Genomic DNA, 12,722 nt, shown 5'->3' with positions numbered 1-12,722 from the left:
CGGATTTGCAACGCCCAAGAAAAAGGCGCCTGTTCAGGGCGCCTTTTTCATTCAACGGGGTTCAGGCGGGTTTCAAGCCGTAGCCAGCCGGCGGCGGTTGGCGCCCCCTCGCCCGCCGCGGGCCATCAGCACCAGCAGCACGACGGCCATGAGCACGAAGCAGATGAACGACCAGTTGGCGATGGAGCCTCCGAGGAAGGTCCAGTCCACCGCAGCGCAGTCGCCCGAACCGCGGAAGATCATGGGGATCGCGCGGCCGATGGGGAAGTGCTCGATCATTCCGTAGAAGTCGCGCCCGCAGGTGGCGATCTCGGGCGGGTACCACTGCAGCCAGCTCTGCCGCGCCGCCACGAAGGCGCCGAATCCCGACGACAGCAGCGCCAGGAAGGCCCACGACATCCACCAGCCCCGGGTGCCCCGGGCGCTGGCCAGGGCCGCAAACACGGCGACCCCGATGAGCGCATAGCGCTGCACGATGCACATCGGGCAGGGCTCGAGCCCCACGACATGCTGCAGGTACATGCCAAAAGCCAGCATGGCCACGCAGGCCGCCGCGATGAGGCCCAGCACGCGGCGGGGCGCGGCATCCAACCAGTTCAACACCATTGTTCTTGTCCTTGAAGGCCGCGGTCGGCAGCCCTCGAAGGCTGCATCAGATACCGGCGGCGTGGTCCAGAAAAACGCGGGCGCGGCGCGGTGTGACCACCAGCGTTTCACCCTCCCTGAAACCCATCTCCCGGTATTGCTGCGCAGGAATCTGCGCTTCGATCACCGAGTCGGGGCTCGCATTGTCCGCTGGTTTGTGGTCGGCATCGGGAATAAGTTCCAGGCGCGCGATCGGCCCCACGACGATGGCACGGCTGAGCTGCGCGACGATGCCGCGCGGGCGCCCATCGGCGTCCACGCCCTCGCCGGGCGAGTAGCGCTGCACGTCCAGGTCGTGCGGACGCACATAGGCAAAGGCACTGGCGTTCTGGGCGCCCGCATGCTCGGGCGAATCGATGGCCATGCCCTCCACGTGCACCAGCCCTTCGTGGGCACGGCCGCGAAACAGGTTCACATCGCCCAGGAATCCATAGACGAACGGGCTGGCCGGCTGGTCCCACACCTCCTGGGGCGAGCCGCTCTGCTCGATCCGGCCCTGGTTGATGACCACCACGCGGTCGGCCACTTCCAGGGCTTCCTCCTGATCGTGGGTCACGAAGATGCTGGTCACGTGCAGTTCGTCGTGCAGGCGGCGCAGCCACCGGCGCAGCTCTTTGCGCACCTTGGCATCGAGCGCGCCGAAGGGCTCGTCCAGCAGCAGCACCTTGGGCTCCACGGCCAGGGCGCGCGCAAGGGCGATGCGCTGGCGCTGGCCGCCGGACAATTGCGACGGATAGCGGTCGGCCAGCCAGTCGAGCTGCACGAGCTTGAGCAGGTCGGTCACCTTCTGCTTGATCTGCGCATCGCTCGGGCGCTCGCCGCGCGGCTTCACGCGCAGGCCGAAGGCGACGTTCTCGAATACCGTCATGTGCCGGAACAGCGCGTAGTGCTGGAAGACGAAGCCCACGCCGCGGTCGCGCACGTGCACGTCGGTCGTGTCCTCGCCCGAAAAGTGGATGGTGCCGACGTCGGGCGTCTCCAGCCCCGCGATGATGCGCAGCAGGGTGGTCTTGCCGCAGCCCGAGGGGCCGAGCAGCGCGATGAGTTCGCCGGACTGGATGTCCAGGCTCACGTCGCGCAGTGCCTGGAAGCTGCCGAACTGCTTGCTGATGTTGCGGATTTCAATGCTCATGGTGTGCTTTCGTTCAGCGCGCGCCCACGGCGGCGGGTGCGGGGCGCTCGGGCGGCAGCGCGGCCGCGGCCTTGCGCTCCTGCTCGTTGCGCCATTCGGCAATGGACTTGATGACCAGCGTGACCAGGGCCAGCAGGGCCAGCAGCGAGGCCGCGGCGAACGCCGCCACGGACTGGTATTCGTTGTAGAGGATCTCGACGTGCAGCGGAATGGTGTTGGTCTGCCCGCGGATGTGGCCCGAGACGACCGACACCGCGCCGAACTCGCCCATGGCGCGCGCATTGCACAGGATCACGCCGTACAGCAGGCCCCACTTGATGTTGGGCAGCGTCACGTACCAGAAGGTCTGCCAGCCGCTCGCGCCCAGCACGATGGCCGCCTGCTCCTCGTCGCTGCCCTGGGCCTGCATGAGCGGAATCAGCTCGCGCGCGATGAACGGGAAGGTCACGAAGATGGTCGCCAGCACGATGCCCGGCACAGCGAAGATGATCTTGACGTCGTGCGCCGCCAGCCAGGGGCCGAACCAGCCGTTGGCGCCGAACATCAGCACGTACACCAGGCCGGCCACCACGGGCGAGACGGAAAACGGCAGGTCCACCAGCGTCGTCAGGAACGCCTTGCCCCGGAACTCGTACTTGGCGATGGCCCAGGCCGCCGCCACGCCGAACACCAGGTTCAACGGCACCGCGATGGCCGCGGTGATGAGGGTCAGCCGGATGGCGGCCCATGCATCGGGCTCCTTGAGCGCCGCCACGTAGGCGCCGAAGCCCTTGCGCAGCGCCTCGGTGAACACGGCGGCCAGCGGCAGCACGAGGAACAGCAGCAGGAACGCGAGCGCGATGCCGATCAGCGTCCAGCGCACCCAGGGGGCCTCGGTCGTGCCGGCCTGGGCGCGGCGCACCCCGTTGCGCCCGCCGGAGTTGGAAGCGGTGGAAGTCATGCCGGGGCTCCTGCGTGGCGACGCTGCCAGGCCTGTAATGCGTTGATGACGAGCAGCAGCGCGAAGGAGATCACCAGCATCACCACCGCGACCGCCGTGGCGCCCGCGTAGTCGTACTGCTCCAGCTTGCCGATGATGATGAGGGGCGTGATCTCGGAGATCATGGGCATGTTGCCCGCGATGAAGATGACCGAGCCGTATTCACCCACCGCCCGCGCGAACGCCATGGCAAAGCCCGTGAGCAGCGCCGGAGTGATCGCGGGCAGGATGACGCGCGTGAAAATCTGCCAACGCGTGGCGCCCAGGCTGGTGGCGGCTTCTTCCAGTTCCTTCTCGGCGTCTTCCAGCACCGGCTGCACCGTGCGCACCACGAAGGGCAGCCCGATGAAGATCAGCGCGATCACCACGCCAGCGGGCTTGAAGGCCAGTTGGATGCCCAGCGGCTCCAGGTACTGCCCGACCCAGCCGTTGCCGGCCAGCAAGGCGGTGAGCGAAATGCCCGCCACCGCAGTGGGCAGCGCGAACGGCAGGTCCACCAGGGCATCGACGATCTTCTTGCCCGGAAAGCGGTAGCGCACCAGCACCCAGGCGATCAGCAGGCCGAACACGAGGTTGACCACCGCCGCGATGAACGACGCGCCGAAGGTGAGCCGGTAGGACGCCAGCACGCGCGGCGCGCTGATGGCGGTCCAGAACTGGTCCCAGGTCAGCGTGAAGGTCTTGAAGACCAGCGCCGACAGCGGGATGAGCACGATGATGCTCAGGTAGAAGATGGTGTAGCCCAGCGTCAGGCCGAAGCCGGGCAGAACCCGCTTCGGGCTGCGCCGGGCCCCGCCCGTGGACGCCACGGCGGCGCCGGGCAAGGCAGAGGTCGCAGCGTTCATGTCTTACTTGGCGCCGGGGGTGTAGAGCTTGTCGAACTGGCCGCCGTCGTTGAAGTGCACCTTCTGTGCCTCGCCGAGGGAGCCGAAGTACTTGGCCACGGTGAACAGCTTGACGGGCTTGAACAGGTCGGCGTGCTTTTTCAGCACCGCTTCGGAACGCGGACGCAGCGCGTGGCGGGCCGCGATCTCCTGCGCCTCATCGGAGTAGAGGTAGTCCAGATAGGCCTTGGCCAGTTCGCCCGTGCCTTTCTTGGCGACGGTGCGCTCGACCACCGCGACGGGGTTTTCGGCCAGCACGCTGCTGGAGGGGTACACGGCATCGACCTTGCCCTTGCCGAATTCGCGCTCGATGGACAGCACCTCGGATTCGAACGTGATCAGCACATCGCCCGTGTTGCGCTGCAGGAAGATGCTGGTGGCATCGCGCCCGCCCTTGCCCAGCACGGGGACGTTCTTGAACACCTGGCCCACGAACTCAGCGGCCTGGGCGTCGGTGCCGCCCTTCTCGCGCACGCTGCCCCAGGCCGCCAGGTAGGCGTAGCGGCCGTTGCCGCCGGTCTTGGGGTTCACCACGACGACCTGCACGCCGGGCTTGGCGAGGTCGTCCCAGTCCTTGATGTTCTTGGGATTGCCCTTGCGCACCAGGAACAGCATGGTCGAGGTGGTGGGCGATGCATCGTTGGGGAAGCGCTTGGCCCAGTCCTTGGCGACCACGCCGTTGGTGGCGAGGAAGTCGATGTCGGTAGTGGTGTTCATCGTGACCACGTCGGCGTCGAGGCCGTCGTTCACCGCGCGGGCCTGGGCGCTGGAGCCGCCATGGGCCTGGTCGATCTTCACGTCCTTGCCGGTGGTCTTCTTGTAGTGGGCGGCGAAGGCGGGGTTGTAGTCCTTGTAGAACTCGCGGGCCACGTCGTAGGAAGCGTTCAGCAGCGTGGACGTCTGTGCCGACGCGACGCCGCCAGCCACCAGGGCCACTACGGCCAGGAAAGTCTTGAGTTTTGTCCGGGAAGTCATGTCTGCGCCCTCGTTACTGAAAAAGTGAAACCGATTGTGGGCGGCAGAGCTTAAAACTCAAAAGAATATATTCTTGTTAATTAATCGACTTCCAGAATATAGAACCACGCCAAAAAACAAGGGGTGGTGCAGCAGGTTTCAGCCAAAAACGCCCTTAGTGCAATGGATACTATGGCGCACAGCTACAAAAACAATAGCAACCCCATCAGGCGGCGGAACGGGTCTCCGTGGCACCCTGGCCGAGGCCCCACTCCGCGCCATCCACCAGCGAATGCAGCAGTGCCCAGCCCAGGGGCCATTCGCCATGGCCCGAGTCCACGTTCACATGCCCCGCCTGTGGCAGGCGAACGAACTCGCTGCCCCAGGCCCTCGCGTAGGCGCCGGCCAGGCGGATGGGGCAGTAGGGATCGTTGCTGCTCGCCACCAGGATGCTGCGGTACGGCAGCGGCGCGTAAGGCACGGGGGCGAAGTCGCTCAGCACCGCCCGGCGCTCCGGATCGGCCGGGGCGACCAGCAAGGCGCCCTGCACCCGGGCTGCGGCCGGCTCGCCCATGTGCGTCGCGGTGATGCAGCCCAGGCTGTGCGCCACCAGCACGACGGGGTGCGGCGCTTCCAGCACGGTGCGCTCCAGCGCCGCCACCCAGGGCGCCCGCGCGGGCGTGACCCAGTCGTCCTGCACCACGCGCCGCGCGCCGGGCAGCCGCTCCGCCCACAGGCTTTGCCAGTGGCCGGGTCCGGAATCGCGCCAGCCCGGGACGATGACCACCGAGACCGGGCCGCCCGCAGCGGTGCGTGCGGACGGGGCCGCCTGCGGCGCTCCGCCGTCGAGCCGGCCGACCGGCCGCCCGGATTCGGACAAAGACGTGGGTGCGCTGCTGCTCATGGCCGGCAGGGCACGGTGGCCAGGGCATGGAACAAGGGAAAGATTCGGACCCCACAGGAGGTGCGGAACGACAGTGCAGTGGCCATGGAACAGGCTCCTCAACGGTGGATGCGGCCCATTCTGCGATTCCGCCCTTAAAACCCAAACGAATATATTCTTTTGAATTAATCGCTAATTAATCTTAAGAAGCGACCGATGCTGCGCTGCCGAGGCCCTCGGTATCGGATGCCGGCACCGCCGTCATCGCGCCTTGCAGCGTCTCGCCCAGAAAGTCCAAAAACCGCCGGACCGCGGGCGTCAGACCGCGTCGGGAGGGGAACACCGCGTGCATCACTCCGCGCTCCGGGGCCCATTCGGGCAGCAGGTGCACCAGCCGGCCGCTGCGCAATTCGTCCTGGCACATGTAGTCGGGCAGCCAGCAGATGCCCACGCCGCCTTCCGCGGCCAACTTGAGTGTGAGCAGGTCGTCGGCCACATAGCGCGGGCTGTGCTGCCACACGGCCTCCTGCCCTCCGGGGCCCACCAGCCTCAGCGAAGCACGGCCGTCGGCAGCGGACATGGCGATGCTGTCCATGCGTGACAGTTCCTCCAGCGTGTGCGGTGTGCCCTGGCGCGCCAGCTGCGCGGGGCTGGCGACCAGCAACAGGTCGCCCTCGCCCAGCCGCTTGATGACCATGCTGCCGCTGTCGTCCAGCTTGGCCCGCACGCGCAGCGCCACGTCGACCCCCTCCTCCACCAGGTTGACCACGCGGTTGCTCACCTGGATCTCCACCCGCACGAGCGGGTACCGCGCCATGAAAACCGGCATCATGTCGCCGAGCAGGGTCTGCGCGATCGTGACGGGGCACACCACGCGGATCGTGCCGCGCGGCTCGGCTTGGACATGGGCCACCGTGTCGGCCGCCGCCTGCGCCGATTCGCGCATGGCCTGGCAGTGGCGCAGATAGGCCTCGCCCACCTCGGTAAGCGACAGCTTTCGCGTGGTGCGCTGCAGCAGCCGCACGCCCAGGTGTGCCTCCAGATCGGAGACGCGGCGCGACAGGCGCGACTTGGGGATGCTGAGCGCCCGGCCCGCGGCGGCGAACCCTCCGCGCTCGACCACCTCGGCGAAATACAGCATGTCGTTGAGATCTTGCACCGTCACCCCTCGGAGATTGTTCCACCCATAGAACAATCTATCGCAAAGTGGCCGGCTTATCAATCAATGCGCTCATCTGCACAATCTATCCAACGCTGCACACCGGGTGCGGCCCCCATCCCGAGGAGAACCTTCCATGCAACTGCTGCACATCGATTCCGCCATCACCGGCGAACAGTCCGTCTCGCGCCAACTCACCGCCCGCACCGTGGCGGCGTGGGTCGCCGCCCATCCCGGCACGCAAGTGCAGCACCTGGATCTGGTCGCCCAGGCACCGGCCCATTTCACGATGGAGGCCATGGCGCCGCGCACCGGCCAGACCGAAGGCCTGAGTGAAACACAGCGCCGTGAAAACGCCGTGTCCGAACAGCTGGTGAGCCAGTTCCTGGCGGCCGATGTGATCGTGGTCGGCGCGCCGCTCTACAACTTCGGCGTTCCCACGCAGCTCAAGGCCTGGATCGACCGCATCGCCCAGCCGGGCCGCACGTTCACCTACACCGCCGCTGGCCCGCAGGGCCTGGCCAAGGGCAAGACGGTGATCGTCGCCTCCAGCCGCGGCGGTGTGTATTCGACGAGCGATGCCGGCCGCGCCATGGAACACCAGGAGAGCTACCTGCAGACCGTGTTCGCCTTCTTCGGCATCACCGACGTGCGCTTCGTGCGCGCCGAAGGCGTGGCCATGGGACCGGACGCCAAGTCCAAGGCCCTGGACAGCGCGGATTCCGACATCCGGGCACACGTGGCGCAATCCCGCCAGGAAGCCGTGGCCGAAGCTGCCTGATCCACCGGACAACTGCGCAGTCACCAGAAAGCCGGCCTTGCGCCGGTTTTTTTGCGTGCGCCGCAAGGCGCCTACAGGGCAAGCGTCCAGGTCTCGCCCACCAGGGACTGGCCGTAGGCGGTGTAGGGTTCCGACGCCACGAGCGTGAAGCCGCGCTGCGCATACAGGTGGCGGGCCGCGGCCAGGCAGCTGTTGGTCCACAGCGTCATCTCCGTGTAGCCCTGGCCCCGCGCGAAGGCGATGCACTCGTCCACCAGCCGGCCGCCCAGTCCCATGCCCCGCGCCTGGGGCGCCAGGATCAGCATGCGCAGCCGGGCGGTGGTGTCGGACTCGCGCACCACGAAGGCCGCCCCCATGCGCTCGCCATCCACCTCGGCGATCCAGCACCGGTCGAACCCAGGCTGGAATTCGCGCACGAACCGCGCGGCGATCTCGGCCACCATGGCCTCGAACGCCTGGTTCCAGCCGTATTCGCGCCAGTAGATTTCGCCATGCATCTGCACCACCCAGCCCATGTCACCGGGCACCGGGTCGCGCAGCACCACAAGGCGGGGGCGGCTGGGCGGTTCGGAAGACAGCAGCGTCTCCAGGCGCTGCATGGCGGCCAGCGCGTCGGCCTGCTGCGTGGGCGACAAGCGCGCCAGGATCGCCGCCGCCTCGTCGCGCGAGCGCTGCTGCAGCGGGGCGAACGCGGCGTGTCCGGCGTCGGTCAGGCGCAGCAGGCTCTGGCGCGCATCCTTTGCGCCCGGGCGGCGCTCCAGCCAGCCGGCCTTTTCGAACCGGCGCAGGATGCGGCTCAGATAGCCGGCGTCCAGGCCCAGGTCCCTGGCGATGTCGGTGGCGACAGGCTCGGTGCGGTGGGCCAGTTCGTAGAGCACCCGCACGTCGGTCAGCGACAGGTCGCTGCCCAGATAGGCGTCGAGCACCCCGATGCGGCGCGTGAAGAACCGGTTGAACTGCCGAAGCGCCTTGACCGCTGCCGCGGGGACGGGCGCAGGCGCGGGAGTGACCTGGGGATCTGACGCCATATTCATTTGCCTTCATCAAATAATTAATTGACTTTAGCAATCAATAACGTGAATGGCAAATAAAAAAGTCCGGCCACCCATGGCGGGGCGGCCGGACTGGAGGCGCTGAAACACGCCGCTGGTCAGAGCTTGGCGTGCTGCTTGACCCAGGCCACGTACTTCTCGACCCAGCCCTGCAGGAACTGGCGGCTGGCCTCGCCGATGTTGCCGTCGTCATCGAACAGGCCATCCCTGGCCTGAACGAAGGCTTCGGGCTGGCCCAGCGTGGGCACGTCGAGGTAGGCCAGCACGTTGCGCAGGTGCTGCTGGGCCATGGCCGTGCCGATGGCGCCGATCGACGCCCCGATCACGCCGGCCGGCTTGCCGCCCCAGGCGCTCTGCCCATAGGGGCGGGAGGCGTGGTCCAGCGCGTTCTTGAGCACGCCGGGAATCGAACGGTTGTATTCGGGCGTCACAAACAGCAGGCCCTGCGACTGGGCGATCTCGGTCTTCAGGCGCAGCACGGCGGGAGCGGGATGGGCGTCGTCGTCCTGGTTGTACAGCGGCAGGTCGTCGATGCGCAGCTGCGTGAAGTGGAAGTCCGGCGGTGCGAGCCGGGCCAGCGCTGTGGCCAGCTTGCGGTTGAACGAGTCCTTGCGGAGACTGCCGACGATGACGGCGATCTGGTATTGGTCCATGAGCACTCCTTGTGAAACAGCCAAAAAGACGGAACGGCGCGGGGCCGCAACGGGCCATGATAGACACGGCCTGCGGCGTTCCGACGCTGCGCGCGGCGCCTGCATGGCCCGCTTTCGAGGAACGCCAAAGCGCCATTTGCTATTATTTTTGTAGCTATATGCCCTAGTATCGATTGCGCTGGCGCCCTTTTCAAGCAAAACACCCCCGGCGCTGCAGCGCAGCATCCGGGGGTGCAGGGCCTGGCGCAAACGCGCGCTTGTCCTACCCGGCGCGGCGCTGGCCGGCGAGGCGGCGCACCACATGCACCAGCCGGTCGATCTCGTCGAACGTGTTGTAGAACGCGAGCGACGGCCGAACGGTGGTCTCCACGCCGAATCGCCTCAGGATGGGCTGCGCGCAGTGGTGCCCGGTGCGCACGGCGATGCCTTCGTCGTTCAGCGCCTTGCCCACTTCCTCGGTCGAGTAGTCGGCCAGCACGAACGACATCACGCTGGCCTTGTCGTCGGCCGTGCCGATCAGCCGCACGCCCGGAATGGAGCGCAACTGCTGCATGCCGTACACCAGCAGCTCGTGCTCGTAGCGCGCGATGTTCTCGATGCCCACGCGGTTCACGTAGTCGATCGCCGCGCCCAGGCCCACCGCGTCGGCGATGTTGCCCGTGCCGGCCTCGAACTTGTTCGGGATCGGCTGGAACACGGTCTTCTTGAACGTCACGTCGGCAATCATGTTGCCGCCGCCCTGCCATGGGGGCATGTCTTCGAGCACTTCGCGCTTGCCCCAGACCACGCCGATGCCGGTCGGCCCGAACACCTTGTGGCCCGAGAACACGAAGAAGTCCGCGCCGATGTCCTGCACGTCCACCCGCATGTGCGAGACCGACTGCGCGCCATCGACCAGCGCCTTCGCGCCCGCACGGTGGGCCAGCGCCACGATCTCCTTGACCGGCACCACGGTGCCCAGCGCGTTGGAGACCTGCGTGACGGCGACGATCTTGGTGCGGTCGTTCAGGAGCTTCTGGTATTCATCGAGCAGCACCTGGCCCGAGTCGTCCACCGGAATCACGCGCAGCCTCGCCCCCTTGGCGGCAGCGAGCTGTTGCCAGGGCACGATGTTGGCGTGGTGCTCCAGATGGCTGACGATGATCTCGTCGCCCTCGCCCACGTGCTGGCCGCCCCAGCTCTTGGCCACCAAGTTGATGGCCTCGGTGGTGCCGCGCACGAAGATCACCTCGTTCACGTCGGGCGCATTGATGAACGTCTTCACGCGCTGGCGGGCGCCTTCGTAGGCATCCGTGGCGCGTGCGGCGAGTTCATGCGCCGCGCGGTGGATGTTCGAGTTCTCGTGCGCGTAGAAGTGGCTGATGCGGTCGATCACCGCCTTCGGCTTGTGCGTGGTGGCCGCGTTGTCGAACCACACCAGCTGGCGGCCGTTCACGCGCTCGGACAGCACGGGAAAGTCGCGCCGGATGGCGTGCACGTCGAACGGCGGGTGCCTCCCCTGGCCCGCCAGCGGCACCGTACCGTGCGGCGCGGGCTTGGCCGGGGTGACGTAGCCGCTGGGCAGCACCACCGCGTCCACGAAGTAGAACTTCGGATCGGACGACGGCGTAGCCGCCAGGCCGGCCGGTGCGGCCGGGGCCTGGCCCGCATGCGCTGCCTGCGGCTGCGCGAACGGCAGGCGCGCCAGCGCATCCAGCCGGTCGCCGGACGGCGCCCTGGGCACCGGCGCGCCCCCAGGCGATGGCTGTGCCTGGCGCTCGCCGACGAAGTAGTACGGCGAGGCCGGAGAGGCAGGCGCTGCCGGATGGGCGGCGGCCTGCGACGCGCTCGCGCCCGAGGCCTCGGGCACGCCCAGCACCCCGCTGCCCAGGCGCGGCTCGTAGGCCGGCAGCGTGCTCACCACCGTGTCGGGCAGGCCGTTGGCCGCCGTGGCGTGCGGCAGCAGCGCGGGGGCGCGGTGGCCGAGCGACAGCACCTGCGGGGGCGAAGCCGGCAGCAGGTTGGTGCCGGGCACCTGGCCCTGCGGGATCGGCGTGCCGGGCACGCTGGGCCCGAAGCCGGCGGGGCTGGCCAGGGTCGAGCCGGGCGGCGCGATGTTGGCCGCCGCCTGCACGCCCGGCGGCACGGCGCCCAGCCCGGGCACGGACGAAGGCGGCACCGAAGGCAGGCCGCCCGCGGAGTGCACTCCCGCAGGCGATGCCGCCTCGCCCGGCAGCGCCGAGAACAGGGCATTGGCCATGCGCGCGATCAGCGCCGGGTCGATGGGGGCGCCGGACGCGTCGGCGCCCGGCGAGAAGGAAGCGAGGGTCATGGCCGCTCCTTGCGCTTCACTTGTAGGTGTCCGGGTAGTCGTGGTACTTGTTCACCTCGACATCGTCCAGCACGGCCAGCGCATCGCTGGTGAGCACGGCCAGCGAGCAGTACTGCGAGATCAGGTAGGACGCGATGGCGTGGTTGTTGATGCCCATGAAGCGCACCGACAGGCCGGGGCCCTGCTCTCCCGCCAGGCCCGGCTGGAACAGGCCCACCACGCCCTGGCGCTTGTCGCCCACGCGCAGCAGCAGGATCTTGCTCTTGCCGTCGGCCACCGGCACCTTGTCGGACGGAATGAGCGGAATGCCGCGCCACGTGATGAACTGCGAGCCGAACAGGCTCACCGTGGGCGGCGGCGTGCCGCGGCGCGTGGCTTCGCGGCCGAAGGCGGCAATAGCGAGCGGGTGGGTGAGGAAGAAGGCGGGCTCCTTCCACACCTTGGTGAGCAGCTCGTCCAGGTCGTCCGGCGTGGGGGCACCGGTGAGCGGGAAGATGCGCTGCGCATCGGTCACCTGGGCCAGCAGGCCGTAGTCGGGGTTGTTGATGAGTTCGCTTTCCTGGTTTTCCTTGATCGTCTCGATCGTCAGGCGCAGTTGCTCCTTGATCTGGTCGTGCGGGCTGCTGTACAGGTCCGACACGCGGGTGTGCACGTCCAGCACCGTGCTCACGGCGTTCAGGAAGAATTCGCGCGGGTTTTCTTCGTAATCGACGAAGGTGCGCGGCAGCTGGTTTTCTTCTTCCTTGGCCGTGCAGGTGACGCGGATGGATTCCGGGTTCTTGACCTTGTTCAGGCGGTAGATGCCCGCCTCCACCGGCACCCATTGCAGCAGGTGCGTGAGCCAGCGGGGGCTGATGGTTTCGAGTTGGGGGACCGTCTTGGTCGCGTTGGCCAATTGCCGTGCGGCGTTGTCACCCAAGGCGGTCGTACCGCCCACAGTTGCAGACATGGAGAACTCCGTGCGTTGTTGAAGAAAGCCTGGGCAGTGTCAAAGCTTCCAACGCATCGCTCAACAGGCTATAGCCGTCAATTGCAGTCCCCGCACGAGATTCGCATGGCCGATCGACTCGCCCCGCGTGACCAGCGCCGAGGGCCGCACGCCCAGGGCGCCGGCCAGCTTTTCCACCGTGAGCAGCGAGGCGATGGCGGCGCCCCGCTCGATCTCCCCGACGTAGGAGCGGTTCAGGTCCGAATGCTCGGCCAGCCGTTCCTGCGACCAGCCTTGCGCCTCGCGCGACTGGCGCACCGCGACCCCGAAGTTCTTGATCAGTACAGACATGCGTTTCCCT

At 67.6% G+C, this 12,722-nt stretch carries 13 protein-coding genes; 1 reads left to right on the top strand and 12 read right to left on the bottom strand.

Annotation, left to right across the window (positions count from 1 at the left end; translation table 11 throughout):
- Window positions 1-72: 72 nt before the first annotated feature.
- The 7 genes from M5C96_RS10835 to M5C96_RS10805 all read right to left on the bottom strand — a co-directional run bounded on the left by M5C96_RS10835 (window position 73) and on the right by M5C96_RS10805 (window position 6,636).
- Window positions 73-606, bottom strand: coding sequence for a disulfide bond formation protein B (locus M5C96_RS10835; protein ID WP_272569062.1), 534 nt, complete (start codon window positions 604-606; stop codon window positions 73-75).
- 46 nt (window positions 607-652) lie between these two features.
- Entirely contained in the window at window positions 653-1,777 is a 1,125-nt protein-coding gene (locus tag M5C96_RS10830; protein ID WP_272569061.1) for a sulfate/molybdate ABC transporter ATP-binding protein, read from the bottom strand.
- Between the two features lie 13 nt (window positions 1,778-1,790).
- On the bottom strand, window positions 1,791-2,717 hold the full coding sequence (gene cysW, locus M5C96_RS10825) for a sulfate ABC transporter permease subunit CysW (RefSeq protein ID WP_272569059.1): 927 nt from the start codon (window positions 2,715-2,717) through the stop codon (window positions 1,791-1,793).
- A complete protein-coding gene (cysT, locus tag M5C96_RS10820) occupies window positions 2,714-3,601 on the bottom strand; it encodes a sulfate ABC transporter permease subunit CysT (RefSeq protein WP_272569058.1) in 888 nt (295 codons plus the stop codon). The genes cysW and cysT overlap by 4 nt, the downstream gene beginning before the upstream one ends.
- A 3-nt stretch (window positions 3,602-3,604) precedes the next feature.
- The gene (locus M5C96_RS10815) at window positions 3,605-4,615 is read right to left on the bottom strand and encodes a sulfate ABC transporter substrate-binding protein (RefSeq protein WP_272569056.1); all 1,011 of its coding nucleotides are present in this window, start codon (window positions 4,613-4,615) and stop codon (window positions 3,605-3,607) included.
- A 205-nt stretch (window positions 4,616-4,820) separates the two neighbouring features.
- Entirely contained in the window at window positions 4,821-5,498 is a 678-nt protein-coding gene (locus M5C96_RS10810; protein ID WP_272569055.1) for an RBBP9/YdeN family alpha/beta hydrolase, read from the bottom strand.
- Window positions 5,499-5,679: 181 nt separating this feature from the next.
- On the bottom strand, window positions 5,680-6,636 hold the full coding sequence (locus tag M5C96_RS10805) for a LysR substrate-binding domain-containing protein (protein ID WP_272569054.1): 957 nt from the start codon (window positions 6,634-6,636) through the stop codon (window positions 5,680-5,682).
- Window positions 6,637-6,772: 136 nt separating this feature from the next.
- Between M5C96_RS10805 and M5C96_RS10800 the strand changes: the two genes are divergently transcribed.
- On the top strand, window positions 6,773-7,417 hold the full coding sequence (locus M5C96_RS10800) for an FMN-dependent NADH-azoreductase (RefSeq protein ID WP_272569052.1): 645 nt from the start codon (window positions 6,773-6,775) through the stop codon (window positions 7,415-7,417).
- Window positions 7,418-7,488: 71 nt separating this feature from the next.
- Here M5C96_RS10800 and M5C96_RS10795 read toward each other — a convergent pair whose 3' ends face one another.
- The 5 genes from M5C96_RS10795 to M5C96_RS10775 all read right to left on the bottom strand — a co-directional run bounded on the left by M5C96_RS10795 (window position 7,489) and on the right by M5C96_RS10775 (window position 12,712).
- Window positions 7,489-8,445: a bifunctional helix-turn-helix transcriptional regulator/GNAT family N-acetyltransferase gene (locus M5C96_RS10795; RefSeq protein WP_442867375.1), complete on the bottom strand. Its 957-nt coding sequence runs from the start codon at window positions 8,443-8,445 to the stop codon at window positions 7,489-7,491.
- Between the two features lie 122 nt (window positions 8,446-8,567).
- Window positions 8,568-9,122, bottom strand: a complete 555-nt coding sequence (locus M5C96_RS10790) for an NADPH-dependent FMN reductase (protein ID WP_272569050.1) — start codon at window positions 9,120-9,122, stop codon at window positions 8,568-8,570.
- Window positions 9,123-9,384: 262 nt separating this feature from the next.
- The gene (locus M5C96_RS10785; protein ID WP_272569048.1) at window positions 9,385-11,433 is read right to left on the bottom strand and encodes a family 2A encapsulin nanocompartment cargo protein cysteine desulfurase; all 2,049 of its coding nucleotides are present in this window, start codon (window positions 11,431-11,433) and stop codon (window positions 9,385-9,387) included.
- 16 nt (window positions 11,434-11,449) lie between these two features.
- Window positions 11,450-12,382, bottom strand: coding sequence for a family 2A encapsulin nanocompartment shell protein (locus M5C96_RS10780; RefSeq protein ID WP_272547788.1), 933 nt, complete (start codon window positions 12,380-12,382; stop codon window positions 11,450-11,452).
- A 60-nt stretch (window positions 12,383-12,442) separates the two neighbouring features.
- A complete protein-coding gene (locus M5C96_RS10775; protein WP_272569047.1) occupies window positions 12,443-12,712 on the bottom strand; it encodes a helix-turn-helix domain-containing protein in 270 nt (89 codons plus the stop codon).
- Window positions 12,713-12,722: the final 10 nt, after the last annotated feature.

It is taken from the genome of Acidovorax sp. GBBC 1281 (assembly GCF_028473645.1).
GTDB lineage: Bacteria > Pseudomonadota > Gammaproteobacteria > Burkholderiales > Burkholderiaceae_C > Paracidovorax.
Note: the sequence above shows the minus strand (reverse complement) of the source record. Positions and strands in the feature narration are given on the sequence as shown.

Excerpts from the sequence above, each read along its gene's own strand:
- M5C96_RS10795 (WP_442867375.1), bottom strand. The coding sequence starts at position 8,445 with ATGGCGTCAGATCCCCAGGTCACTCCCGCGCCTGCGCCCGTCCCCGCG.
- M5C96_RS10790 (WP_272569050.1), bottom strand. The coding sequence starts at position 9,122 with ATGGACCAATACCAGATCGCCGTCATCGTCGGCAGTCTCCGCAAGGAC.
- M5C96_RS10775 (WP_272569047.1), bottom strand. The coding sequence starts at position 12,712 with ATGTCTGTACTGATCAAGAACTTCGGGGTCGCGGTGCGCCAGTCGCGC.
- M5C96_RS10815 (WP_272569056.1), bottom strand. The coding sequence starts at position 4,615 with ATGACTTCCCGGACAAAACTCAAGACTTTCCTGGCCGTAGTGGCCCTG.
- M5C96_RS10800 (WP_272569052.1), top strand. The coding sequence starts at position 6,773 with ATGCAACTGCTGCACATCGATTCCGCCATCACCGGCGAACAGTCCGTC.
- M5C96_RS10830 (WP_272569061.1), bottom strand. The coding sequence starts at position 1,777 with ATGAGCATTGAAATCCGCAACATCAGCAAGCAGTTCGGCAGCTTCCAG.
- M5C96_RS10780 (WP_272547788.1), bottom strand. The coding sequence starts at position 12,382 with ATGTCTGCAACTGTGGGCGGTACGACCGCCTTGGGTGACAACGCCGCA.
- M5C96_RS10835 (WP_272569062.1), bottom strand. The coding sequence starts at position 606 with ATGGTGTTGAACTGGTTGGATGCCGCGCCCCGCCGCGTGCTGGGCCTC.
- M5C96_RS10810 (WP_272569055.1), bottom strand. The coding sequence starts at position 5,498 with ATGAGCAGCAGCGCACCCACGTCTTTGTCCGAATCCGGGCGGCCGGTC.
- M5C96_RS10785 (WP_272569048.1), bottom strand. The coding sequence starts at position 11,433 with ATGACCCTCGCTTCCTTCTCGCCGGGCGCCGACGCGTCCGGCGCCCCC.
- cysT (WP_272569058.1), bottom strand. The coding sequence starts at position 3,601 with ATGAACGCTGCGACCTCTGCCTTGCCCGGCGCCGCCGTGGCGTCCACG.
- cysW (WP_272569059.1), bottom strand. The coding sequence starts at position 2,717 with ATGACTTCCACCGCTTCCAACTCCGGCGGGCGCAACGGGGTGCGCCGC.